This window comes from Cellulomonas sp. Leaf334, assembly GCF_001424195.1.
Lineage (GTDB): Bacteria > Actinomycetota > Actinomycetes > Actinomycetales > Cellulomonadaceae > Cellulomonas.
Genome location: NZ_LMOO01000008.1, coordinates 233141 through 257716 on the forward strand (window position 1 = coordinate 233141; position 24576 = coordinate 257716).

The following is a 24576-nucleotide window of genomic DNA, read 5'->3' on the forward strand; positions in this document are numbered from 1 at the left end:
AGTGTTCGACCGGGATCGGTCGCGGACACTGACGGTCGAGCTGACCGACGGCGTCGGCTTCACCGCGGCACTCTACGTTCGCGACCGGTTCGGCCTGCAGGTGGGGACGGACATCCCGCCTCTGACGCTGACCGTGCACGCCAGGATCTCCCACGCGACCGTGACGCAGGCCGGCTGGGACGACTGGTGGAGCGCGATCGTCGGCTCGCCCGCGGCGCAGTACGTGCCGCCACCGAGCGGTACCACCCTCGCGGCGCTGTACGACGAGGTGATGGACGACGAGCACCACGAGCTGGATCGGTGGGTGCAGGCCCAGCACTGGGAGTCGTCCCGGGTGATACGGGCCTATCGGCCACAGTGGCTGTCGTCGTGGATCGGTGCGAGTCCGGCACGGGGTCAGCACGTCACCGAGGTCGTCCCGGTGACCGGACCGTGGTGGCTCTCGCTGACGCCGCGTCGGCTGCTGGTGTCGGTCGACCTGATGCGGGACCACGACGCGATGGACGCCCTGTGGCGCGAGCAGCTAGGTGCGCTGGAGGGTCTGTAGCACCGCCGCGAACCGCTTGCCGATCAGTCGGTGCGCGTCCGCGTCGGGGTGCATGAGGTCGCGCATCGGCAGGTCGTCCCAGTCGGGCCAGCCGTACAGGGACGTGCCGTCGACGTAGGTCAGGGCCGGGTCCGCGCGTGCGTCGACGATCTCGTGCAGCGCGGTCCGGATGGCGGTGAGCGTGAGCTTGCCGTCGGCGACCTCGGACCAGTCGCCGGTGGTGCGGAAGACCGACGGGTCGGCGGGGTCGAGCGACGTCGGTCCCGGGGTGGTCTCGACCAAGGGGCACAGGAGCGGCGAGACGACGACGAGCGGCGTGGTCGGGTGGCCGTCGCGGATGGTGTCGAGGAAGCCATGCACGGCGGGGGCGAAGGCGCGCAGGTGGATCGCGTCGTGGTTCACGACGTTGATGCCGAGCTTGAGGGTGATGAGGTCGGCGGGCTGGTCGCGGATGGCGCGGGCGACGAACGGGTCGAGCACGGCGTTGCCGGAGAACCCGAGGTTGACCAGGTCCAGACCGGCGATGCGGGCGGCGACCATCGGCCAGGCGCCGAGGGCCGATGCGGCTCCGGCGCCGTGGCTGATCGACGAGCCGTGGTGGACCCAGCGTGGGGCGACGACGGGCGTCGGCGCGGACACGGGAGCGTCGGCGGTCAGCGCGACGAGCCGGGTGGTCTCCCCCGGGGGCAGCCAGACCTCGATGTCACGCTCCACGCTGCCGTCCCCGCCGAGGGCCAGGTGGACGACGCCCGGCGGTCCGGGCCGCTCGGTGGTCGTCCGCGCGAGCGGTTCGAGCGCGATGACCCCGGCGTGCGACGCGGTGCCCGCGGTCTGCGGGACGACCTCACCGTCGACGACGACGTCGTAGGGCTGCGGCTCACCGGGAGGCGCGGGGTCGACGGCGACGCGGAGCACCTCGACGTCGAGACGGACGGACCGCGCTGCGGTCCGCAGCCGTAGCCGGACCCCGGAGGGCTGCGCCTCGACCATCGCCATGAACTCGTCGGAGAACTGCGGCCGCGCCCAGGCCGGGAGCCGGTGCGGGAGGCCGTCCTCCACCCATGCCGCCCCCCGGATGTCGACCCGGGGATCCGGCAGGGCGATGCGCATCAGTGGATGTTCCCGTGCTCGCGGAACTCGCGCCAGACGTTCTCGAAGAAGTCGTCGTCCTCGGGGATGGGCCGACGCGGCCGCCAGCGGAACACGGGTTCGCCGGCGGGGTCGTCGGACGCGCGCGGCACCACCGGCGTGAACCCGTCAGCGGGCACCCAGGACGTCTCCTGCACCTCGTCGTCGAGCGCACCGCCGTCGAGCGTGAACCTGAAGACGTCGGGGAGCTCGGTGAGGCCGTGCGGGATCGCACCGGCAGGGTCGGTGTAGAGCACCGACCCGCGCGACCGACCGCCGTGCGCGACGTAGTCGGCCATCGCGGACAGGTACACGTAGGCGCTGGTGAGGATGTCGCGGACCAGGAAGGTGCGGTTGATGGAGCGTCGCGACGAGGCGTCGGCGGACACCGTCTCCTCGTACGACGAGAGCCACGCGTGGACCTGGACGAGCGCCTCCTGGATCGACTCCGCGGAGCGCACCGGCCCGGCCTTGGCGCTCATGAGCACCTGCACCTCGCGCAGCAGGTCCCCGGTGTTGTCGGGAGTCCCGGAGGCTGCCCGCGCCGACGACGCCTCGACGAGAGCGAGAGCGGCCTGGAGAACCGGCGTCGCGGCCTCGTCGAAGGGCGATGGGTCCGCCGTGCGACGGGCAGCGATGAACTGCGCGGCCCTCGTCGCGCCGACCTGCCCGCTGTTCAGGGCGGCGCCGCCGGGCCGGTACACGCCGTGGGCGCCGCCGGCCTCGCCGACCGGGAAGAACCCCTCGATGTTCGACTGCCACCAGGCGTCGACGACGAGCCCGCCGTTGTTGTGCTGCGCGCAGACGTCGACCTCGAGCATGGTCGTCTCGAGGTCCACGTACGGGTTCTTGCCGAGGTAGAACTGGTACGCGGGCTCGTTCATGCGCCGCAGCCGCTCGATGGGCGTGCCGAACAGGACACCCGCGCGGTCGAGGTACTCGTAGGCCTCCGGGCTGAGCGCGGACGGGTCGAACTCCGGCTGGACGGGGTTGCGACGGAAGTCGAGGAACACCCGCCGCCCGCGCAGGACCGTCTCCCGGTAGACCAGCAGGTCGATCAGCGACGAGCCGTCCAGGGCCTTCCGGATGTCGAACGGCCACTGGTACCCCTTGAGGAACACCAGCGACATCAGCTGTCCGTAGTCGGGGATCGCCTCGGTGAGGAACTCGCGCGGGTCCTCTCCAGAAGCGTCCGTCGACATGAACGTCGGGATGACCTGCATGTACGTCCCGGACACGTTCCAGCGCGGGTGCGTCGAGGCCAGGCCGAACTGCCACTCGGTGAGGTTCTTGCCGTGCACGCCCGCGCGGTACGCGGCGCCGGACGCACCCCACTGTCCGTTGGGGAAGACGCGTGTCGCGTACATCCCGGCGGGGCCGCCGGTCGCGTAGACGATGTTGGTGCAGCGGAACAGCAGGAACGGGGACTCGGCACCGTCGTGCGGCACGTCGGTGCGCAGTACCAGCAGCCCGGCGACGGCCCCCTCGGAGACGATGACGTCGACCACGCGGCACTCGTCGTAGATGCGCGTGCCGTTGCGGTGGACCTTCTTCTCCAGCTGCTCGACCATCGACCGGCTGGTGTACGGACCGACGGACGTGGCGCGCCGACGCGGGTCGTGGTCGGTCTTGTAGCCGATGAACTCGCCGTACCGGTTCTGCGGGAACGGCACGCCCAGGTCGCACAGGCGCAGGAAACCACGAGCAGAGAGGGCGGCTTCCGCCAACGCGTTGTCGCCGTCCATCGCGCCACCGGAGTACAGCGTCTCGGCCATCTCCCGCACGGAGTCGCCGTCGCCGCCCGAGAGCGTGAGCTTGTAGTAGGTCTGCTTGTCGGAGCCCGCGTTGCGCGACGAGCCCGCGTTGACCTTGTCGGCGACCATGACGAGGTCGGTCTGGCCGAGCTCCCAGAGGCGGTCGGCGGCGCAGAACCCGGCGGAGCCGGTGCCGACGACGACGGTGTTGACGGTGACGACGGGGACGCCGTTCAGCGAGGTCGTCATCACAGCACCGGGATGTGCATGCCGCCGTCGACGTGGAACACCTCGCCGGTCGAGTACGGGGTCTGGCCGGACGCGAGGACCGAGACCGCGCCGGCGACGTCGGACGGACGGCCCCAGCGGTTGATGGGCGCGAGGCCCTCGGCGATCAGGGCGTCGTACTTCTCGGTGACGCCCGCGGTCATGTCGGTGGCGATCACGCCGGGCCGGACCTCGTAGACGACGATCCCCTCGGGTGCCAAGCGCACCGCGAACAGCTGGGTGGCCATGGCGACGCCGGCCTTGGAGATGCAGTAGTCGCCGCGGTTGGTGGAGACCGTCGTCGCGGAGATGGACGACACGTTGACCACCGTGGCCCGCGGGAGGCGGTCGCTCCCGAGCGCGATGACCTTGTTGGCGAACGTCTGCGTCAGGAAGTACGGTCCGCGCAGGTTGATGCCGAGCACCCGGTCGAAGCTCTCGGGGCCGGCCTCGAGGAGGTCCGCCCGCACGCTGGGAGCGACCCCGGCGTTGTTCACGAGCAGGTCGAGGCGACCCCAGGCCTCGACCGCGTCGTCGACGAACCGGGCGTGGTCCTCGAGGTCGGCCACCGAACCGCGCACGTAGCGGACCCGGCCGGGTGCGTCGAGCGACTCCAGCAGCTCGGTCGGCTCCTCGCGCGTGGCGAGGATCGAGACTGCGAAGCCGTCGGCGAGCAGCCGCTTCGTGATTCCGAGGCCGATCCCCCGATTACCCCCGGTGACCAGTGCGACTGCCGGCATCGTTGCCCTACCTCCGTGTGCGGGACGCACGTCTGACCTGCGCGTCGGAACCGATCGTGCCATGTCCGAGCAGGTCCAGGCAAGCGCTTTCCACCACCAGGTCGGCTTACGCTCGACCGATGCCGCGCACCACCTCGTCCCCCGTGCGCCGACGCCTGTGGTCGCTGGCCACGGGCGAGCTGGCCAGCGTCGTCGTGCTGCCCTGGGTCGCCTACGGCCTGATCGGGCTGCCCCTCTCACCCGCCAACCTTCTCGGCACCGTGCTGGCGCTCGTGATCCTGCTGCAGGGCTCCGCCTACTGGCTGCTCAAGCTCCACCGCCCGGCGAACCCCGCGGGCATGGGCGTCTACGCCGTCCTGCGCCGGCTGAACCCCGTCCTGCTCGGCCTCGCACTTCCCGTGCTGGTCGTGGCGCTGGTGACGGGCCCCTTCGACGAGGTCGTCGCCGGGCTCGCGTTCTGGGTGCTCGCCGTGCTGGAGCAGGTCAACTACTTCCACACCCAGCTCATGTACGACACCGCCGCGGACCGCCGACGCCTGCGCGTGTCCGGCCTGCAGCCCGCCCACCTGGGGCGTGACATCGCACGGCGCTGATCCTGCGAGGATCGACGGGTGACTGACGAGACCCCGACCTGATGGGCGCCGTCGTCACCGCGCTCGGCACCATGGGCGCGGTCGTCGCGCTCGGCTGGTTCCTGGCCAGCCGGCAGGTGCTGGGCGAGCGGGCGGCTCCCGTGCTCGCGCGCGTCGTCTTCGCGGTGGCCACCCCGGCGCTGCTGCTCACGACGGTCGCGCACGCCGACCTGCACCTGCTGCTGTCGCGCCAGGCCGTCGTCACCTGGTCGTCCACGGTGGCGGTCGCCCTGATCGCGGTCGTCGTGCTGCGGTTCGCCCTGCGACGATCGTCCGCCGACGTCACCGTCGGCACGCTCGCGTCGTCGTACGTCAACGCCGGCAACGTGGGCCTCCCGCTGGCCGTCTACCTGCTCGACGACGCGGTCGCCGTCGTCCCGACCCTGCTGTTCCAGCTCCTGGTCCTGGCGCCGATCGCCTTCGCCGTCCTCGACCGAGGGTCCCGGGGCGGGTCCGTCCTGCGCCGGACGCTCAGCAACCCGATCATCGTGGGGACGCTCGTCGGCCTCGTCCTGGCGGCGCTGCCGTGGTCGCTGCCCGAGGTGGTGTACGAGCCGTTCCGCCTGGTCGGTGCCGCGGCCGCGCCGCTCGCGCTCCTCACGTTCGGCATGGCGCTCGCCGTGCCGCGCACCGTCGACTCCGCCGCCCCGCGCCCCGACCTCGCCGTCGCGGTCGGTCTGCGTGCCGTGCTGCACCCGCTGCTCGCCTGGGCGCTCGGCACCGCCGTCGGCCTGCCGCCGCACGCGCTCCTGGCGGTCGTCGCCATGGCCGCGCTGCCCACCGCGCAGAACGTCCTCGTCTACGCGATGCAGTACCGGCACGGCGAGGCGCTCGCGCGGGACGCCGGGCTCGTGACGACGGTGCTGTGCGTGCCGGTGCTACTCGTCGTCGCCGCCACGCTCGGGTGACTCAGGGCAGCCGGGCACCGTCGGGGACCTCGATGCGGTCGTAGACCAGCACGTTCGGCACGCCCGCCAGACTCGCGTGGTGCAGCACCTCGGCGTTCTCCTCGACGGCGACGGCCACCTTGAACGCGAGCTCGAGCGTGGTCCCGACGGCCAGCAGCCCGTGGTTGGCCCACACGAGCGCGTTGACGTCGTCGCCCATGAGGTCGGCGCTGCGGTTGCCGAACTCGGCGTGCGTCGAGAACTCGAAGGGCATGACCGGGACCGGACCCTTGGCGTACAGGACCATGTTGAGCAGGACCGGGTCGACGGTCCGGCCGAGGACGCCGAGCACGTTCACGAAGGTCGACTCGGTGTGCACGACGGCCCGCACGTCCGGGCGACGCCGGTAGTGCGCGAGGTGCACGGGCAGCTCGGTCGACGGCAGCAGGCTCCCCTCGAGGACGTTCCCGTCGAGGTCGACGACGACCAGGTCCTCGGGGGCCATGAGGTCGTACCGCACGCCGGACGGCGTGATGACGATCGCGTCGTCACCCAGGCGGACGCTGATGTTCCCCTGGGTGTTGAAGTTCAGCCCGGCCCGGACGGACTCGCGGCAGTAGTAGAGGATCTCGTCGCGCACCGGCGCGGTCGCCCGTGCGGCGCGGTGGGACTGCAGCATGTCGACGTCCTTCGATGGTTGAATCCTTTCATCGAGTCTGTCGCGACGGTCCTCTGCCGACGAGGGACGAACGTCCCTGTCTGCACGGACACGCCTGCCGCACGATGGCTCCACCGGCGCGCGGACCCGTCCCGAGCGGCCCCACGCGCCGGTCCTACGGACCGTCGACCCTGCGCTCCGCGGCGGACCACTGCCGGTCGGTCGGGCCGCCGGTCGCCCCTGGCTCGTAGCGCCGGAGCTCGAGACCGCGGGCGCCCACCGCGCGCAGGTCCGCGAGGCCTCCGGACAGCACCCCGGCGGCCCGTGCCTGCACCAGGACGTTGCCCAGCGCAGCACCCTCGACGGGTCCGGCGACCACGGGCAGCCCGGTCGCGTCCGCGGTCAGCTGGCACAGCAGCTCGTTGCGCACTCCCCCACCGACCACGTGCACGACGTCGACGGACCGGTCGGCCAGGTCGGCCGCCTGCCGGACCGCCCGCCGGTACGCCAGCGCGAGGGAGTCGAGGATGCACCGGACCGTCTCGGCCTGCGACTGCGGAGGCGTCTGCCCGGTCCGCACGGCTTCGTCGGCGATGCGGGCCGGCATGTCGCCCGGCGGCAGGAACGTCGGGCCGTCGAGGTCGACCACGGTGGTCAGCGCCGGGACCCGGGCGGCCGCCGCCAGCAGGTCGGGCAGGTCCGCGGGGAGCCCGGCCTCGTTCCAGGTGCGGATCGACTCCTGGAGCACCCAGAGGCCCATGACGTTGCGCAGGTACCGGACCGTGCCGTCGACCCCGGCCTCGTTGGTGAAGTTCGCCGCACGACTGGCCTCCGTGAGCACGGGCTGGTCGAGCTCGAGCCCGACGAGCGACCACGTCCCGCAGGAGATGTACGCGAAGTCGTCGCCGACGGCCGGCACCGCGACGACCGCCGACGCGGTGTCGTGCGAGCCCACCGTCCACACCGGCACCGACCCGTGCAGCCCGACGTCCGCCCGCACGTGGCCCAGCAACGCACCCGGGTCGAGCAGGGGCGGCAGCATCGTGCTGTCGATGCCGAGCCGCTCCGCGAGGTCCGTCGCCCACGTCCGCGACGACGCGTCGAGCAGGCCGGTGGTCGACGCGTTGGTCACCTCCGCGACCCGCGCGCCGGTCAGCCAGCAGCCCAGCAGGTCGGGGATCAGCAGAGCGCTGCGGGCCGCCGCGAGCGCCGCGGTGCCCTGCGCGGCGACCAGCTGGAACACGGTGTTGAACGGCTGCACCTGCAGCCCCGTGCGGGCATAGAGCTCGGCCGCGGGGACCGTCGTGAAGACCTTCTCCGGCACCCCGTCGGTGCGCCCGTCGCGGTAGTGGAACGGGTTGCCCACCAGGGCCCCGTCCCCGTCGAGGAGCCCGTAGTCGACGGCCCACGAGTCGATGCCGACGCCGCTGAGCACCCCGGCCTCGCGGCCCGCAGCGCGCAGGCCGTCGAGCACGCCGCGGTAGAGCCCGAGCACGTCCCAGTGCAGCGCACCCGCCACCTGCACGGGCCCGTTGGGGAACCGGTTGACCTCGTGCAGCGCCACCCGTCCGTCGTCGACGTTCCCGACGATGACCCGCCCGGAGGACGCCCCGAGGTCGACGGCGGCGAACGCGCTCACCGCGCCGCCCCGCCAAGCAACGTGCCGTTCTGGTCGGTCATCGCAGGAAGGCCGCCGCGACGCCGGAGTCGACGGGGACGTGCAGGCCCGTGGTCTGCACCAGGTCCGGGCCAGTCAGTGCGAACACGGCCGCGGCGACGTGCTCGGGCAGGACCTCCTTCTTCAGGAGGGTGCGCTGGGCGTAGTAGGCACCCAGCTCCTCCTCCGGCACGCCGTAGGTCGCGGCACGCTGGGCGCCCCAGCCGCCGGCGAAGATCCCCGAGCCACGGACCACGCCGTCAGGGTTGACCCCGTTGACGCGGATGCCGTGGACGCCCAGCTCGGCGGCCAGCAGGCGGACCTGGTGGGCCTGGTCGGCCTTCGTCGCGGAGTACGCGATGTTGTTCGGGCCGGCGAACAGGGAGTTCTTCGACGCGATGTAGACGATGTCCCCGCCCATGTCCTGCGCGATCATCGCGCGGGCCGCCTCGCGGGCGACCAGGAACGAGCCGCGGGCCATGACGTCGTGCTGCAGGTCCCAGTCCTTGACCGTGGTGTCCAGCAGCGGCTTGGAGATCGACAGCCCGGCGTTGTTCACGACGAGATCCACACCACCGAACGCCAGCGCCGTCTCCGCGATCAGGCGCGCGATGTCGTCCTCGGAGGTCACGTCGGCCTGCACAGCGATCGCGACGTCGGGGCCACCCAAGGAAGCGGCCACCTCGGAAGCCCCGTCGAGGTTGAGGTCGGCGATGACCACGCACGCGCCCTCGGCGGCGAGCCGCTCGGCGATCGCGCGCCCGATGCCCGACCCGGCGCCGGTGACCAGCGCGACGCGGGTGGCCAGCGGCTTGGGCTTCGGCATGCGCGCGAGCTTGGCCTCCTCCAGCGCCCAGTACTCGATGCGGAACTTCTCGGCCTCGTCGATGGGCACGTACGTCGAGATCGCCTCGGCGCCGCGCATCACGTTGATCGCGTTGACGTAGAACTCCCCCGCGACGCGCGCGGTCTGCTTGTCCTTGCCGAACGAGAACATCCCCACGCCCGGGACCAGCACGATCGCCGGGTCGGCGCCTCGGATCGCCGGGCTGTCCGGGGTCGCGTTGCGGTCGTAGTAGCCCTGGTAGTCCGCCCGGTACAGGGCGTGCAGCTCCTTGAGCCGGCCGACGACCTCCTCGACGGGTGCATCCGACGGAAGGTCGACGACCAGCGGCTTGACCTTCGTGCGCAGGAAGTGGTCCGGGCAGGACGTGCCCAGCTCCGCCAGACGGCCCAGCGCCTCGCGGGACACGAAGTCGAGGACGACCTCGGAGTCGGTGTAGTGGCCGACCTGCGGCTTGTCCGTCGAGGCCAGTCCCCGGATCACCGGCGCCAGCGCTGCCGCACGGGCACGACGCTCCTCGTCGGGAAGCGCGGCGTTCACCACCTCGCCGAAGGGGTGCGGGCCTGTCTGCGCGGCGATGTACTCCTCGGCGGTCCGCACGATGTGCAGAGACCGCTCCTCGGCCTCGGCCGACGTGTCGCCCCAGGCGGTGATGCCGTGCCCGCCCAGGATGCAGCCGATCGCCTGCGGGTTCGCGGCCTTGATCGCCGCGATGTCCAGCCCGAGCTGGAACCCGGGCCGGCGCCACGGCACCCACACGACGGTGTCGCCGAAGACCTCGGCCGTGAGCTTCTCGCCGTCGGCGGCCGTCGCGAAAGCGATCCCCGAGTCCGGGTGCAGGTGGTCCACGTGCGCCGCGTCGACCAGGGCGTGCATCGCCGTGTCGATGGACGGCGCCGCACCCCCCTTGCCGTGCAGGCAGTAGTCGAACGCCGCGACCATCTCGTCCTCGCGCTCCACGCCCGGGTAGACGTCGACCAGCGCGCGCAGCCGGTCGAGGCGCAGCACCGCGAGGTTCTTCTCGGTCAGCGTCCCCAGGTCACCCCCGGAGCCCTTCACCCAGAGCAGCTCGACGTCCGACCCGGTCACCGGGTCCGTCGCGCTCCCCTTCGCCGACGTGTTCCCGCCCGCGTAGTTCGTGGTCCGCGGGTCCCCCCCGAGCCTGTTGGACCGTGCGACCAGCTCTTCTGCGACGCTCATGCTCCCCATCCCGCCTGTGTGCCGCCGACCCGCTCGGCGACGATCGTCTCCGCGTACCCCGACGCCTTGTACGCCCCGATCGGGTCGGGGTCGAGGCCCTGCGACGCCCGCAGGTCGGCCAGCAACGGCCGCACGTCCGTGTTGTACGCGTCCATGACCAGCCCGTTGGCGCCGAGCACGTCACCGGCGGTCTGCGCGGCGAGCAGGGCGTCGGCGTCGACCAGCAGCGCCTTCGCCGTGGCCTCCTGCACGTTCATGACCGAGCGGATCTGCCCGGGGATCTTCGGCTCGATGTTGTGGCACTGGTCGAGCATGAAGTTGACGCCCGACGTCGGGGCCAGGGCTCCCGACTGCACGATCTCGTGCATGATCCGGAACAGCTGGAACGGGTCCGCCGAGCCGACCATGAGGTCGTCGTCGGCGTAGAACCGCGAGTTGAAGTCGAACGCGCCGAGCCGGCCCGCGCGCAGCAGCTGGGCGACGATGAACTCGATGTTGGTGCCCGGCGCGTGGTGCCCGGTGTCCAGCACGACGAACGCGCGGTCGCCGAGCGCGAGGCAGTGCAGCAGTGACGTACCCCAGTCGGGGATGTCCATCGAGTAGAACGCCGGCTCGAAGAACTTGTACTCGAGGATCAGCCGGTGGTTCGGGTCGAGGGCCGCGTAGATCTGGGCGAGGGAGTCCGCGAGCCGGTCCTGCCGTGCGCGCAGCGAGTCCTGCCCGGGGTAGTTCAGGCCGTCCGGCAGCCAGAGCTTCAGGTCGGTGGACCCGGTGGCGCGCATGACGTCGATGCACTGCAGGTGGTGCGCGACGGCCTTCGCCCGGACCGTCGCCGACGGGTGCGTCAGCGAGCCGAGCATGTAGTCGTCGTCCTGGAACAGGTTCGAGTTGATCGCCCCGATGGACACGCCCTGCTCCTTGGCGTGCCGCGCGAGGTCGTCGTAGTCGTCGACCAGGTCCCACGGGATGTGCAGGCTGACCCGCGGCGCGACGCCCGTGTACCGGTGCACCTGTGCGGCGTCGGCGATCTTCTCGTACGGGTCGCGCGGGACGCCCTGCTGGGCGAACACCTTGAACCGGGTGCCGGAGTTGCCGAACGCCCAGGAGGGGAGCTCGATCGTCTGCTGCCGTAGTGCGTCGTGGATGGTCATGCCCTGAGCTCCTGGGGGTGGGTGTCGAGGCCGGCCGCACGCAGCTGGTCCTCCAGGTGGAACACCTCGTCGAGGACCGTGAAGCCCTCGTCCGGGTTGCCGTCGTCGACGAAGAACTCGCTCATCTCAGCCTGCCAGCGCGGGTTGACCGCGGTGCGGGTCATGGCCTCCTGGGCGGCGGCGTAGTCGTCGGTCTCGAGGTAGCCGACGAGCAGGCCGTCACCGGACAGGAAGAGCGAGTAGTCCCGCCAGCCGGTGTCTCGCAGGGCCTCGAGCATCTCGGGCCACACGGCGGAGTGCCGGGACCGGTACTCGTCCAGCCGGTCGGGCCGGACACGGGAGACGAAGCACACGCGGGTCATGCGCCCACCTTCCTCGATTCGACGTTGAAACGATTCACGCACCCTATGTAAGCGTTTACCGCGATGTCAAGGGTAGGCCCGGGAAGCGGTCAGCGGGAGACCTTTCCTTGTCATCGATGAATCGATTCACTACCGTGCACCGTACGCGCACGGCGAAAGAGCCACAACAGTCATGGTGCAGCGAGGCGCCCACGGCGGCCGTCGCTGGGCAACTACCATCGGGCGCACGCTCGAAAGCTCGACGGAGAGGACGACGGTCGATGTCGACGACGACCCGGGGACGCGCCGACCGCCGACCCTCCATCACGGACGTCGCCAAGCGGGCCGGTGTGTCGGTCGGCACCGTCTCCAACGTGCTGAACCGCCCCGACCAGGTCAGCGACACCACGCGTGACCGCGTCCTCGTGGCGATCGAGGAGCTCCAGTTCGTCCGCAACGCCTCCGCCCGGCAGCTGCGCGCCGGCACCATCCAGACGGTCGGCGCCATCGTGCTCGACATCGCCAACCCGTTCTTCACCGAGGTCGCCCGCGGCGTCGAGGACCGACTGGCCGCCGACGAGTACACGCTCATGCTCAGCTCGTCCGACGAGGACCCCGAACGGGAGGCCCGCTACCTGCGGCTGTTCGAGGAGCACGGCGTGCAGGGCGTCATGGTCACGCCGTCCGCCGGCTCGCTGGACGCCCTGATCGCCCTGCGGGACCGCGGCATCGACGTGGTCCTGCTCGACACCACCTCCCCGGTCGACGACATCTCCTCGGTCGCGGTCGACGACGTGCGCGGTGGCGCCCTGGCCGTCGAGCACCTGGTCAGCCTCGGTCACACCCGGATCGCCTTCATCAACGGGCCGCAGACGATCAAGCAGTGCGTCGACCGTCGCGAGGGGGTGATCGCCGCCCTGACCGGCGCCGGGCTGGACCCCGCGGCGGCCCTCGTCGAGGTCACGATCGGCTCGCTGAACGCCGAGGGCGGCGAGGACGGGGTCAACCGGCTCCTCGCCGCCGACGGCGCCCGGCCGACCGCGATGTTCTGCGTCAACGACCTCACCGCCCTCGGCGCCCTGCGCGCCCTCCGGGCCCACGGCGTCTCGATCCCCGACGAAATGGCGGTCGTCGGGTACGACGACGTCGTCTTCGCGTCGATGCTCACCGTGCCCCTGACGTCCGTGCGCCAGCCGACGCACCAGCTGGGCTGGACCGCCGCCGACCTGCTCCTGCGCCAGCGCTCGGAGGGTGCGTCGTTCCAGCACCAACGCGTCCAGTTCCAGCCGGAACTGGTCATCCGAGGCTCCTCGGACCCGTCGACCTGAGCGAGCGGCCCCCTGTCCGCACCTCGAGCAGACCCCCACGTCATCCGGAAGGCAACCCGAACTCGTCGGTTGCAGTCGAACTCGTCGGTTGCAGCAGACGAGCTCGACTCGGAGTGACGAGTTCGGCAGGGATAAGGGCGGCCGATGGACGGATGGGTAGGCAAGCGCTTACCGTGGCATTGAGTCGATTCATGCAGCAAGGGAGCCGCACGTGACGGAGCAGGGCACGTTGAAGGTCGCCATCGTCGGGACCGGTGCCATCGCGCACGCCCACGCCGCCGTGGTCGCGCTCGACCCCCTCGCGGAGCTCGTCGCTGTCGCGGACCCCAGCCCGGCCGTGCGAGACCCGTTCGCCGACCAGTACGGCGTCGCCGGGCGCTACGACGGCCTCGACGCGCTCCTCGGCACCGAGAGCGTCGACGTCGTCCACCTGTGCACCCCGCCGGGCCTGCACCGGGACCAGGCGATCACCGCCCTGCGCGCGGGCGCCCACGTCGTCTGCGAGAAGCCGCCCGTCCTGTCGCTGGCGGACCTGGACGCGGTCCTCGAGGTCGCCCACGAGGTCGGTCGCGAGTACGCGGTCGTGTTCCAGCAGCGCACCGGGACCGCCGTCGGCCACGTGCAGAAGCTCCTGGCGGACGGCACGCTCGGGCGGCCCCTCGTCGGCGTCTGCCACACGCTCTGGTACCGCAAGCAGGAGGACTACTACGCGGTGCCGTGGCGCGGGAAGTGGGCGACGGAGGGCGGCGGTCCCCTGCTCGGGCTGGGCATCCACCAGCTCGACCTGCTGGCGTTCCTGCTCGGCGAGTGGGCTGAGGTCGATGCCCGCGCGTTCCGCCTGGACCGCGACCTGGAGACCGAGGACACGTCGACGGCGGTCGTCCGGTTCGCCAACGGCGCGATCGTGTCCGTGCTGACCACCGCGCTGTCGCCGCGACAGGTCAGCTACGTGCGGGTCGACACCACGCTCGGCACGGTCGAGGTAGAGCACCTCTACGGCCACGACGCCCGCTCGTGGCGGCTCACCGCGGCCCCGTCGCGCACGGGCGCGGAGCCGGACGCGACGCCGTCGTCGTGGGCGCTGCCCGTCGACGACGAGCCCTCCGGCCACACCCCGCTGCTCCGCGCGGTGTACGCGTCGCTGCGCTCCGGGGAGCCGCTGCCGCCGGTCGCCGCGGACCCGCACCGGTCGCTCGAGCTGGTCACCGCGATCTACGCGTCGGCGACCCTGGGCCGCCCGGTCACCAAGGCCGACCTGGCCCCGGGCAGCACCCTGCGCGACGGCTTCCTGCACGACATCGAGGACCTCCGGCCCGCATGACCGGCCACCCCACCACGACGTCCGAGGACGTGGCTGCCAGAGCAACCACAACCTCGGACGCACGCGCTGCGTCCGCGGGATCGGTCGTCCCGACGAGCGGATCTGCGGACGTTGCGCCGGATCCTCTGTTCACCGATCCGCTCGGGGCGCCGACCGATCCCACCGTGGTCGAGGGGCCCGACGGGGTCTGGTGGCTGTTCGCCACACAGCGCCGCGTCGACGACGACGGGCCGGGCGTCCGGTGGGTGCACGGGACGGACATCGCGGTCGCGACGAGCGACGACGGCGGGCTGACCTGGACGCACCGCGGCGTGGTCGACGGGCTCGACCCCGGGGAAGGCCGGAACACGCTCTGGGCACCGGAGGTCGTGTTCGCCGAGGGCCGGTTCCACCTGTTCGTCAGCTACATCACCGGCGTCCCGGAGCAGTGGGCCGGACACGAGCGGCACATCCTGCACCACGTGTCCGACGACCTGGTGTCCTGGGAGTACCGCGGGGTCGTGCCGCTGAGCTCGGACCACGTGATCGACGCCTGCGTCGTACCGACGGCCGACGGCTACCGCCTGTGGTTCAAGGACGAGGCGGCAGGCTCGACCACCTGGTGCGCCGACTCGCACGACCTGGAGACCTGGGGCCCGTCGCGGCCGGTCATCGAGGGCCGTCCGCACGAGGGCCCGAACGTGTTCACGCTCGGCGGGTGGCACTGGCTGATCGTCGACGAGTGGCGCGGCCAGGCGGTGTACCGGTCGGACGACCTGTCGCGGTGGACACCCGCCGGGCACATCCTGGTCGAACCGCGCGGGCACCACGCGGACGTCGTCACGACCGACGACGAGGCCTGGATCTTCTACTTCACGCACGACGTGTCACCGTTCGGTGAGACCGGAGCCGGCGAGGACCCGGCGACCAGACGTGCGGTCGTCCGCGTGGCCGTGGCCCGCGTCGTCGACGGCCACCTGGTGTGCGACCCGACCGAACCTGTTGAGCTAGACCTACGACGAGCGACGAGGACCCGATGATCCAGTACGGCGGCGACTACAACCCTGAGCAGTGGCCGCTGGCCACCCGCATCGAGGACGTCGAGCTCATGCAGCAGGCCGGCGTCACGCTGGTCAGCGTGGGGATCTTCAGCTGGGCACAGCTGGAGCCGCGCGAGGGCGAGTACGACTTCGGCTGGCTGGACGACATCCTCGACCGGCTCGACGCGGCCGGCATCAAGGTCACCCTGGCGACCGCCACCGCGAGCCCGCCCCCGTGGCTGACGCGCAAGCACCCGGAGTTCCTGCCGGTCCTGGCGGACGGCACGGTGCTGCACCCGGGCGGTCGGCAGGCGTACCGGGTGTCGTCGGCGGCGTACCGCGAGTACGTGCTGCGGATGACGCGGACGATGGCGGAGCGGTACGGGACTCACCCGGCGCTGGCGCTCTGGCACGTCGACAACGAGCTGGGCTGCCACGTCCCGCACGACTTCTCCGACGACGCCGCGGTCGCGTTCCGACGCTGGCTCGCGGACCGGTACGGCACGGTCGAGGCCCTCAACCACGCCTGGGGCACGGCGTTCTGGTCGCAGCGGTACGACGACTTCGCCGAGGTGCTGCCCCCGCGCAGCGCCCCGACGTACCCGAACCCGACGCAGCAGCTGGACTTCGCGCGGTTCTCGTCCGACGAGCTGCTGGTGCACTACCGCGCGCTGCGGGACGTGCTGCGCGAGGTCACCCCGGACGTGCCGACGACCACGAACCTCATGCTCTCCACGGGCACGAAGTGGATGGACTACTTCTCGTGGGCCGACGACCTCGACGTCATCGCCAACGACCACTACACGCGCGCCCACGACCCGGAGGCCCACGTCGAGCTCGCGTTCAGCGCCGACCTCACGCGCGGCGTCGCCGGCGGCGACCCGTGGATGCTCATGGAGCACTCGACGAGCGCGGTGAACTGGCAGCCGCGGAACCGCACCAAGCGTCCGGGCGAGATGCTCCGGCACTCGCTGGCGCACGTGGCCCGCGGCGCCGACGCGGTGATGTTCTTCCAGTGGCGCCAGTCCGCCGCGGGGGCGGAGAAGTTCCACTCGGCGATGCTGCCGCACGCGGGGACCGACACGGAGGTGTGGCGGAGCACGGTGGCGCTCGGCGATGCGTTGACGGCTCTGAGCGAGGTGGAAGGCAGCCGCGTCCACGCGCGCGCGGCGATCGTCTTCGACTACCCCGCCTGGTGGGGCACCGAGCTCGACAGCCACCCGTCCGCCGCGGTCACCTACCCGGACCGCGTCCTCGCCCACTACCGCGCGCTGTGGCAGCGGAACGTCACGGTCGACATCGTGCGGCCGTCGGCGGACCTGTCGGGGTACTCGCTCGTCGTCGTGCCGGGGCTGTACCTGGTCACCGACGCCGACGCCGCCAACATCGCGCGGGCCGCCGAACGGGGTGCGTCCGTGCTGGTCACCTACTTCTCGGGCATCGCCGACGAGAACGACCACATCCGGCTCGGCGGCTACCCGGGCGCGTTCCGCGAGCTGCTGGGCGTCCGTACCGAGGAGTTCTGGGCGCTCCAGGACGGCGAGGTCCTGACGCTCGACGACGGCACCCCCGCCGACGTGTGGTCCGAGCAGACCCACCTGGAACCCGGCACCTCGGCGGTCCGGACGTTCGCCGACGGCGACCTCGCCGGCTGGCCGGCCCTGACCCGACGGCCCGTCGGCGCGGGAGCCGCCTGGTACCTGGGCACGCGCCTCGACGCCGACGGGCTGCAGGGCGTGACGGACGCGCTCATCGCCGAGGCGGGGCTGACCCCGGAGCTGCCTGGCGTCGAGGCGGTCCGCCGGGTCGCCGACGACGGGCGTTCCTGGCTGTTCGTCCTCAACCACTCCTCCGACGAGGTCAAGGTCCCGGCGTCGGGCCACGAGCTGCTCCGCGACGAGCCCGCGCCGGGGACGGTCGTCGTCGCGCCGGGTGCGGTCGCCGTCGTCCGGGAGGGCTGACCGGCCGCGTCGTCTCGGCGTGCCGCACCGTCCGACCCTGGCTACTGTGCCCGGAATGCCCTCGGGGCAGGCCCGGGCCCACGTCACGGCCGATCCGACACGGACGAGAGGACTCTCCAGTGAACAAGGTCAGCAAGGTCAGCAGGGCGCTCGCCGCGGCAGCACTCGCGACCGCCGGACTGGTCGCCGGTGCCTCCGCCGCGAGCGCGCACACGACGACGGTCGACTCGGTCATCGTGGCCAACGGTGAGTGGAAGGCCTACGCGACGCTGAACACCGGCACCGGCATCCTGTGCGTCCGTGCGTACCACTCGGTGCCCGGCGCGACGGCGTACGCGGCGGTCGTGGCAGGGAACGGCCAGCACGGCGAGGTCCTGGACCGCGGTGGGGACTCGGACCGGCGCTGCACGCAGCTCTACGGGTACTACCACGGGCAGTACGCGACCCTGTTCGTGGAGTTCATCAACTCGGCCGGCCAGCAGACGGTGAAGACCGTGGGCTTCCACTACTGATCGGCTAGGAGCGGACGAGGTCGAGCTCCAGCCACTGCGCCAGGTCCTCGATCTCCGCGTCGACGGCGGCACGGGCATCGCCGTCCCACGGCTCGTCCTCGTGCACCGCGTGGACCCGTAGCACCCCGGCCTTGACGTCGGCCGTCGCGTCGAGCTTGCCCACCAGCCGGTCGCCGACGAGCACGGGGAGCGCGTAGTAGCCCCAGCGTCGCGCGGCCGCGGGCTTGAACATCTCGAGGACGTAGTCGGACTCGAAGATGTCGGTCATGCGCTTGCGGTCGTGCAGGAGCAGGTCGAACGGGGACAGCAGCGCGGCCCGGCCCTCGAACGGGGCGTCGAGCTGGGCGGGGTCCACCCGCCACTGTCCGCGCACCCCCTCGACGACCGCGGCCTCGCCCGCCTCGCCGACGTCCACGGGCTCGACGGGGTGCGCGGGACCCCGCGTCCGGGCGATGCCGAGGGCGGCCAGGCGGCGCTCGCCGCGGATCCGGAACGCGTCCTCCAGGGGGACGGGGGGGACCTGGGGGTAGACGCGCTCGGCCAGGTCCCAGAGCCGGTCACGGCCGGTGCCACCCGTCGCGGCGACGTCGCCCATCTGCATCATCAGGTCGAGCAGCATGGTGACGTTGCGGTTGTTGTTCCACCCCGACGACCGCCACGGCCGCGCGCACGTGTCGGGGAGCTCGCTCAGCGGCAGCGGACCGTCGGCACGCAGGAGCTCGAGGATGTCCTGGCGGCACCCCTCGTTGTCCGCGACCCACCGCCGGTTGGACCGCTGCCAGTCCGTCGCGCGCGCGCCGACCTCCGGCCAGACCTCCATCTCGGCGCGGTAGAGCGCGAGGTCCTCGGCGACCCGGAGCGTGCCGCGGAACTCCAGGATCGACTGCTGCTCGAGGGCGTCCGCGAGCTCCCGCGGGTCGTACGCGGACCCGATCCGGCTCCACAGCACAAGGTCCGCGCTGGGGGCGATCGCTGCGGTCGGGTTGAGCAGGAGGAGCCACAGGTCGTGCACGGTGTCGTGCACGTCCGTCGGCCGGTCCGCGGTGAGGCGCTGGGCGCGCACCGCGATCCTGCGGGCGTCGGCACGGGTGAGCTGGTGCACGCTCGGCAGACTAGGCCTGGCCACCGACAGATGCTTCGATGTGCGGCATGGGTGCACTGACGATGGAGTCCCTCCACAAGACGTATGGCGAGGTCCGCGCGCTGCGCGACCTGTCGATGGAGGTGCGGGCAGGCGAGATCGTCGGCTTCGTCGGCTCCAACGGGGCCGGCAAGTCGACGACGATGCGGATCGTGCTCGGCGTGCTGGAGGCCGACTCGGGCGAGGTGCGCTGGGACGGCCGGCCGGTCGACCTGGCGGTGCGGCAGCGCATCGGGTACATGCCCGAGGAGCGCGGCCTCTACCCGCGGATGAAGGTCAGCGACCAGCTCGTGTACCTCGCGCGGCTGCACGGGCTGAACCCGTCGTCGGCCAAGGCCGCGATGGAGCACTGGACCGAGGTGCTCGGCATCGCGGAGCGGCGTGGCGACGAGATCCTCAAGCTGTCGCTGGGCAACCAGCAGCGCGTCCAGCTGGCCGCCGCGCTCGTGCACTCCCCCGAGATCCTCGTGCTCGACGAGCCGTTCTCCGGCCTCGACCCCGTCGCGGTCGACGTGATGAGCGGCGTGCTGCGCGAGCAGGCCGACGCGGGTGTGCCCGTGCTCTTCTCGTCGCACCAGCTCGAGCTCGTCGAGTCGCTGTGCGACCGGGTCGGGATCATCAAGAGCGGCTCCATGGTCAAGTTCGGCGGGATCGAGGAGCTGCGCCGGACCGACGACAGGCGATGGGTGGTCGACGGGCCGCCGGCGTCGACGTGGATCACCGCGGTGCCGTCGGCCCACCTCGTCTCCGCGCAGGGCACCCGGTCCGTCGTCGAGGTGCGCGGCCAGGCCGCCGATGCCGTCGACCAGGAGATCCTGCGGGCCGCGATGGCCGCGGGCCCGGTGCACGAGTTCGGCCTGCTCCGCCCCTCCCTGACCGAGCTGTACCGGCACGTCGTCACGACCGACGTCACCGCGACCGACCGAGAGACGGTGTCCGCATGACCCCCCGCCCGAGCGTCGTCGAGATCTCGAACGGCGCCGCCATCCGGCTCATCGCGGGGCGGGAGATCAGCACCCGCGTCCGGTCCAAGGCGTTCGTCTGGACGACGGTCGCGCTCGTCGCCGCCGTGGTGCTCGGCGGGGTCCTGCTGCACTTCGTCGGGCAGCAGTCCGACTCCGCCCAGAAGGTCGGCGTGACGCCCGAGGCGTCGGGGGTGGCCGAGCAGCTCGTCGCCCTCGGCTCCGTCACGGGCACGACGATCGAGACGCAGGAGGTCGCGTCCGCCGAGGCCGCGGAGCCGCTGCTGAAGGACGGCACCGTCAGCGCGGTCGTGACGGGGACCGACCCGCTGACCGTCCTCGTGCACACCGAGCTCCCCGACGCGCTGGCGCCCGTGCTCGGGTCGCTGGCGCAGCAGGAGGCGCTCTCGTCGGCGGTCACCGACCTCGGTGGCGACCCGGGCGAGGTCGGCCGCGAGATCGCGCAGGCCGCAGCGGACGTCACCGCGCTCGAGCCCGAGCCGGAACGCGACTCCGCGCAGGTCGTGGCGGGGTTCGTGGCCGGCATCCTGCTGTTCATCTCCCTGATGACCGCCGGCCAGCTCGTCGCGCAGGGCGTCGTCGAGGAGAAGTCGTCGCGCGTCGTCGAGCTGCTGCTCGCGACCGTGCGGCCGTGGCAGCTCATGGCCGGCAAGGTGCTGGGCATCGGGGTCATCGGGCTGACGCAGGTCGTGCTCGTCGTCGGTGCGGGTGCAGGGACCGCGGCGCTCCTCGGGCTCGTCGACGCCAGCTCGATCAACCTCGGCGTCACCGCGCTGTGGGTCATCGTGTGGTTCGTCGTCGGCTTCACGATGTACGCCCTGGCGCTCGCCGCGCTGGCCGCGCTGGTGTCCCGGCAGGAGGACGTCGGCTCGGTGACCGCACCCGTGATGACGCTGATGATGATCCCGTACATCATCGGCATCAGCATCGCGCCGTGGGACCCGACCAACCCGCTGGTCGTCGTCCTGAGCTTCGTCCCGTTCTGCGCGCCGATGCTCATGCCCATGCGGATCGCGCTCGGCGAGGTCGCCCCGTGGGAGGTCGCGCTGTCCCTCGGGCTGTCGCTCGCCCTGATCCCCGTGCTGGTCTGGCTCGCGGGCCGCATCTACTCCAACGCGGTCCTGCGCAGCGGCGGGCGGATCAAGCTCAAGGACGCACTGACAGCGTCGTAAGTGTTTGCGCTGGTCAGGCGGGTGTTCACGGGAGTCATTCGGGGGTTGCATCTGGACGCATGTCCCATAGAGGATGCGCGACATGTCCGCTCCCCCGCCGCCCGATGTCGTCGAGCCGTTGCACCCGTCCGGCATCGCGGACGCGGCAACGGTGCTGGCAGCAGCCCTGGCCGACGACCCCGGCTTCGTCCACCTGTTCCCCGTGCGTGCCCGCCGCGAACGCGAGCTGCGCGCGATGTACCGGATGACCCTCTCCGACGCAGTGCGGTACGGGCAGGCGTACGTGACCCGGCTGGACGGGGCCGTGACGGGGGCCATCGCCCTCTACCCGCCCGGCACCTACCCGATGACCCCCGCCCGCTGGTGGCGTCAGTCGTTCCGGATCGCGCGCATCGCCCTGCACACCCGCGAGCACAGCCTCGGCATCATCAAGTTCGGCGACGTCACCTCCGCAGGCGTGCCGTCCGACTCCTGGTACGTCGAGGCGCTCGGCGTCCGGCCTGACCTGCAACGGGCCGGTCGCGGGAAGCGGCTCATGGCGACCGTCTTCGCGGTCATCGACTGCGCCGGCGGACCCTCCTACCTGGAGACCACCAAGCCCGACAACGTCGGCTACTACACCGCCCTCGGGTACGGCTCCGTGAAGACGCGCGTGCCTCTCGGCACCCCGAACGACGGCCCGTGGATCTTCCCGATGCGCCGCGACCCGGTCGGTGTGACGGTCGCACGGTGACCACTCCGCGGACAGCGGGCGGGTGAAGTTCGCCCCTCGACCGCGCGCGGGCGTCGTCACCTGATTTCCCGGAGCGCCCTCCCGGCACCACCCCCTACGCTCGCGCGATGCGCACGCTGCCCTCCTCGTTCGACGCCCCCACGGTCGACGCCATCGACGCCCTCCTCGACGACGTCGTCCGCGCCGAGGGTGTCCGCGTGCTCGCGGCCGTGGAGAGCGGTAGCCGTGCGTGGGGCTTCCCGTCCCCCGACAGCGACTACGACTGCCGGTTCGTCTACCTGCGCAGGGCCGACGACTACCTCAGCCCGTGGCCTCGGCGCGACGTCGTCGAGTGGGCGCCGGACGGGCTGCTCGACGTCAACGGGTGGGACCTGAAGAAGGCGGTCCAGCTGCTGCTCAAGGGCAACGCGGCGATCACGGAGTGGCTCGGCTCGCCGATGGTCTACCGGTCGGAGCCGGCGTTCGCCGAGGAGTTCCTCGCGCTGGCCGACGAGGTCGGGGACCGTTCGCTCGTCGGCCGGCACTACGTGAGCGTGGGGCGGCAGCAGTGGGCGCGGTTCGTCGGCGACGACGGCTCGATGCCGCTGAAGAAGCTCTTCTACTCGCTGCGCCCTGCCCTGGCGGTGCGCTGGCTGGACCGGCGCCCGGGTGCCGCGTTCCCCCCGATGACGCTCGGGGAGCTGGCTGCGCAGACGGACCTGACGTCCGCGCAGGGGGAGGCGATCCACGAGCTCGTCGCGCTCAAGGCGGTCACGCGGGAGATGGGCGCGGGCGCCGTGCCGGCCGTGCTCGCCGACCTGGTGGCGGCCGAGCTGCGCGACCGCCCCTGGCTCGAGGACCGGCGCACGGACCTCGACGCGACGCGAGTGCTCGCCGCGGACTTCTTCCGCCACGCGGTCCGGACGTACGCGGCCTGACCAGTGGTGTCGGACCCGGCTGCGACCATGAGCCGTGTCCTTGCTGCTGCTCCTCGACGACCCGTCGCGCGCCGGCGTCGTGGAGCTGCAGTCACTGACGGACCAGGGTGAGCCGCTCGGCTCCGTGGTCGTCGCTGCCGAGGACCTGGCGGCCACGGTCGCGGAGCGGGAGGCGGACCGGCCGCGGTGGGTCTGGGACGACACGTCGCGCCGCTACCCGCCGCTGCTGGCCGCGGGGGTGCGCGTCGAGCGGTGCCACGACCTGCGGCTCTGCCACGCGATCCTGCGCCGGAGCGTCTACGCGCAGTCGTCGGCGCTGGCCACCGCACCCTCGGGACCGTGGGACGGGCCGCGGGAACCGCCGCCGGTCGAGGGCAGCCTGTTCGACGACGTCGGACCGTCCGTGGTCGCCGATCCGCAGGAGGAGCTCCGACGCCAGCTCGCGGCGGTCGAGGGTGCCGACGAGCCCGGTCGTCTGCGGCTGCTGCTCGCCGCGGAGTCGACGGGTGCGCTGATCGCCGCGGAGATGCAGCACGACGGGATGCCGTGGAGCGTCGAGGCGCACGACGCGCTCCTGACGGACCTGCTCGGTGCGCGGCCGCGGTCGGGAAGGCCGCCCAAGCTGGAGGCGCTGGCCGACGCCGTCCGGGAGGCGCTCGGGCAGCCGTCGCTGAACCTCGACTCACAGCAGGACCTGCTGCGCGGGCTGCGGTCGGCGGGCTGCGACGTGGAGTCGACGCGCACGTGGGAGATCAAGGCCCTGGAGCATCCCGTCCGGGAGCCGCTGCTCGCGTACAAGAAGCTGTCCCGCCTGCTCAGCGCCAACGGGTGGGCGTGGATGGAGGCGTGGGTCCACGACGGCCGGTTCCGTCCGGACTACGTACCCGGGGGCGTGGTCACCGGGCGGTGGGCGACCAGCGGAGGTGGCGCTCTGCAGCTGCCGGCCAGCATCCGTGCGGCCGTGCGGGCGGATCCGGGGTGGAAGCTCGTCGTCGCCGATGCCGCGCAGCTGGAGCCGCGCGTGCTCGCCGCGATGTCCGGTGACGGCGCCATGGCCGCGGCCGGTCGGCACGCCGACCTGTACCAGGGCGTGGTCGACGCGGGCATCGTCGAGACCCGCTCCGAGGCCAAGTACGCGATGCTCGGTGCCATCTACGGCGCCACCACCGGCCCGTCGGCCGTCCTCATGCCGCGGCTGACCAAGGCCTACCCGCGGGCGGTCGCGCTGGTCGAGGCAGGTGCCCGCGCCGGGGAGCGCGGCGACGTCGTGTCCACCTGGCTCGGCCGCACGTCCCCGCGTCCCGACGCCGCCTGGCAGGCCGAGCTCGCCGCGGCGTCGGCCGAGGGGGCGGGGGCGGACGACGTCCGGGCTGCCCGCCGGCGCGGGCGCGACTGGGGGCGGTTCACGCGGAACTTCGTCGTCCAGGGCACCGCCGCCGAGTGGGCGCTGTGCTGGATGGCGTCGCTGCGACGTCGGTTGCTGGCGGTCGACGGTCGGCCGCACCTGGTGTTCTTCCTGCACGACGAGGTGATGGTGCACTCCCCCGTGGACGTGGCCGACGTGGTCGCCGACGCGGTGCGGGAGTCGGCGATCGAGGCGGGGCGGTTGCTGTTCGGCGACACGCCCGTGGACTTCGCGCTGAACGTCGCCGTCGTGGACAGCTACGACCAGGCGAAGTAGAG

General features: G+C 72.1%; 22 protein-coding genes. 13 read left to right on the top strand and 9 right to left on the bottom strand.

The window, feature by feature from the left end; genetic code table 11:
* Position 1 precedes the first annotated feature (1 nt).
* The gene (locus tag ASF78_RS19210) at positions 2-547 is read left to right on the top strand and encodes a hypothetical protein (RefSeq protein WP_056593335.1); all 546 of its coding nucleotides are present in this window, start codon (positions 2-4) and stop codon (positions 545-547) included.
* On the opposite strand, the gene ASF78_RS19215 is transcribed toward ASF78_RS19210, so the two are convergent.
* The 3 genes from ASF78_RS19215 to ASF78_RS19225 are packed head-to-tail and all read right to left on the bottom strand — an operon-like array spanning position 524 to position 4436.
* On the bottom strand, positions 524-1657 hold the full coding sequence (locus ASF78_RS19215; RefSeq protein WP_056593338.1) for an SGNH/GDSL hydrolase family protein: 1134 nt from the start codon (positions 1655-1657) through the stop codon (positions 524-526). The two genes, ASF78_RS19210 and ASF78_RS19215, sit on opposite strands and share 24 nt — an antisense overlap.
* A complete protein-coding gene (locus ASF78_RS19220; protein WP_056593341.1) occupies positions 1657-3678 on the bottom strand; it encodes an FAD-binding protein in 2022 nt (673 codons plus the stop codon). The genes ASF78_RS19215 and ASF78_RS19220 overlap by 1 nt, the downstream gene beginning before the upstream one ends.
* Positions 3678-4436 (bottom strand): 3-ketoacyl-ACP reductase, encoded by a 759-nt coding sequence (locus ASF78_RS19225; RefSeq protein WP_056593344.1) that lies wholly within the window; start codon positions 4434-4436, stop codon positions 3678-3680. Before ASF78_RS19225 ends, ASF78_RS19220 begins: the two co-directional genes overlap by 1 nt.
* Before the next feature lie 119 nt (positions 4437-4555).
* On the opposite strand from ASF78_RS19225, the gene ASF78_RS19230 reads away from it, so the two are divergent.
* Both ASF78_RS19230 and ASF78_RS19235 read left to right on the top strand, forming a co-directional pair.
* A complete protein-coding gene (locus tag ASF78_RS19230) occupies positions 4556-5029 on the top strand; it encodes a hypothetical protein (RefSeq protein ID WP_056593347.1) in 474 nt (157 codons plus the stop codon).
* Positions 5030-5070: 41 nt separating this feature from the next.
* Positions 5071-5976, top strand: coding sequence for an AEC family transporter (locus ASF78_RS19235; protein WP_056593350.1), 906 nt, complete (start codon positions 5071-5073; stop codon positions 5974-5976).
* Position 5977: 1 nt separating this feature from the next.
* On the opposite strand, the gene ASF78_RS19240 is transcribed toward ASF78_RS19235, so the two are convergent.
* From ASF78_RS19240 to ASF78_RS19260, 5 genes are all read right to left on the bottom strand, one after another.
* Positions 5978-6634, bottom strand: coding sequence for a class II aldolase/adducin family protein (locus ASF78_RS19240; RefSeq protein ID WP_056593353.1), 657 nt, complete (start codon positions 6632-6634; stop codon positions 5978-5980).
* A gap of 154 nt (positions 6635-6788) precedes the next feature.
* On the bottom strand, positions 6789-8252 hold the full coding sequence (locus ASF78_RS19245; RefSeq protein ID WP_056593356.1) for a rhamnulokinase family protein: 1464 nt from the start codon (positions 8250-8252) through the stop codon (positions 6789-6791).
* Positions 8253-8289: 37 nt separating this feature from the next.
* Positions 8290-10314, bottom strand: a complete 2025-nt coding sequence (locus ASF78_RS19250) for a bifunctional aldolase/short-chain dehydrogenase (protein WP_369816347.1) — start codon at positions 10312-10314, stop codon at positions 8290-8292.
* Positions 10311-11465, bottom strand: coding sequence for an L-rhamnose isomerase (rhaI, locus tag ASF78_RS19255; RefSeq protein ID WP_056593363.1), 1155 nt, complete (start codon positions 11463-11465; stop codon positions 10311-10313). Before rhaI ends, ASF78_RS19250 begins: the two co-directional genes overlap by 4 nt.
* The gene (locus ASF78_RS19260; protein ID WP_056593366.1) at positions 11462-11827 is read right to left on the bottom strand and encodes an L-rhamnose mutarotase; all 366 of its coding nucleotides are present in this window, start codon (positions 11825-11827) and stop codon (positions 11462-11464) included. Before ASF78_RS19260 ends, rhaI begins: the two co-directional genes overlap by 4 nt.
* Before the next feature lie 260 nt (positions 11828-12087).
* On the opposite strand from ASF78_RS19260, the gene ASF78_RS19265 reads away from it, so the two are divergent.
* From ASF78_RS19265 to ASF78_RS19285, 5 genes are all read left to right on the top strand, one after another.
* A complete protein-coding gene (locus tag ASF78_RS19265) occupies positions 12088-13134 on the top strand; it encodes a LacI family DNA-binding transcriptional regulator (RefSeq protein WP_056593368.1) in 1047 nt (348 codons plus the stop codon).
* Between the two features lie 211 nt (positions 13135-13345).
* A complete protein-coding gene (locus tag ASF78_RS19270; protein ID WP_056593371.1) occupies positions 13346-14455 on the top strand; it encodes a Gfo/Idh/MocA family protein in 1110 nt (369 codons plus the stop codon).
* A 164-nt stretch (positions 14456-14619) separates the two neighbouring features.
* Entirely contained in the window at positions 14620-15474 is an 855-nt protein-coding gene (locus tag ASF78_RS19275) for a hypothetical protein (RefSeq protein WP_235518707.1), read from the top strand.
* The gene (locus ASF78_RS19280; RefSeq protein ID WP_056593374.1) at positions 15471-17435 is read left to right on the top strand and encodes a beta-galactosidase; all 1965 of its coding nucleotides are present in this window, start codon (positions 15471-15473) and stop codon (positions 17433-17435) included. Before ASF78_RS19275 ends, ASF78_RS19280 begins: the two co-directional genes overlap by 4 nt.
* Before the next feature lie 119 nt (positions 17436-17554).
* Positions 17555-17947 carry a hypothetical protein gene (locus tag ASF78_RS19285; protein WP_056593377.1) on the top strand — a complete coding sequence of 131 codons (393 nt, stop codon included), beginning with the start codon at positions 17555-17557 and terminating at the stop codon, positions 17945-17947.
* A gap of 4 nt (positions 17948-17951) precedes the next feature.
* Here ASF78_RS19285 and ASF78_RS19290 read toward each other — a convergent pair whose 3' ends face one another.
* Positions 17952-19049, bottom strand: coding sequence for a DNA glycosylase AlkZ-like family protein (locus ASF78_RS19290; protein WP_056593380.1), 1098 nt, complete (start codon positions 19047-19049; stop codon positions 17952-17954).
* A gap of 47 nt (positions 19050-19096) precedes the next feature.
* Between ASF78_RS19290 and ASF78_RS19295 the strand changes: the two genes are divergently transcribed.
* The 5 genes from ASF78_RS19295 to ASF78_RS19315 all read left to right on the top strand — a co-directional run bounded on the left by ASF78_RS19295 (position 19097) and on the right by ASF78_RS19315 (position 24574).
* A complete protein-coding gene (locus ASF78_RS19295) occupies positions 19097-20032 on the top strand; it encodes an ABC transporter ATP-binding protein (protein ID WP_056593383.1) in 936 nt (311 codons plus the stop codon).
* Positions 20029-21243 (top strand): ABC transporter permease, encoded by a 1215-nt coding sequence (locus ASF78_RS19300; RefSeq protein ID WP_056593387.1) that lies wholly within the window; start codon positions 20029-20031, stop codon positions 21241-21243. The genes ASF78_RS19295 and ASF78_RS19300 overlap by 4 nt, the downstream gene beginning before the upstream one ends.
* Before the next feature lie 82 nt (positions 21244-21325).
* Positions 21326-21976: a GNAT family N-acetyltransferase gene (locus tag ASF78_RS19305; protein WP_235518708.1), complete on the top strand. Its 651-nt coding sequence runs from the start codon at positions 21326-21328 to the stop codon at positions 21974-21976.
* Positions 21977-22083: 107 nt separating this feature from the next.
* Complete coding sequence (locus ASF78_RS19310) at positions 22084-22893, top strand: nucleotidyltransferase domain-containing protein (protein ID WP_056593392.1); 810 nt, start codon at positions 22084-22086, stop codon at positions 22891-22893.
* A 34-nt stretch (positions 22894-22927) separates the two neighbouring features.
* Entirely contained in the window at positions 22928-24574 is a 1647-nt protein-coding gene (locus tag ASF78_RS19315; protein ID WP_056593395.1) for a bifunctional 3'-5' exonuclease/DNA polymerase, read from the top strand.
* Positions 24575-24576 lie beyond the last annotated feature (2 nt).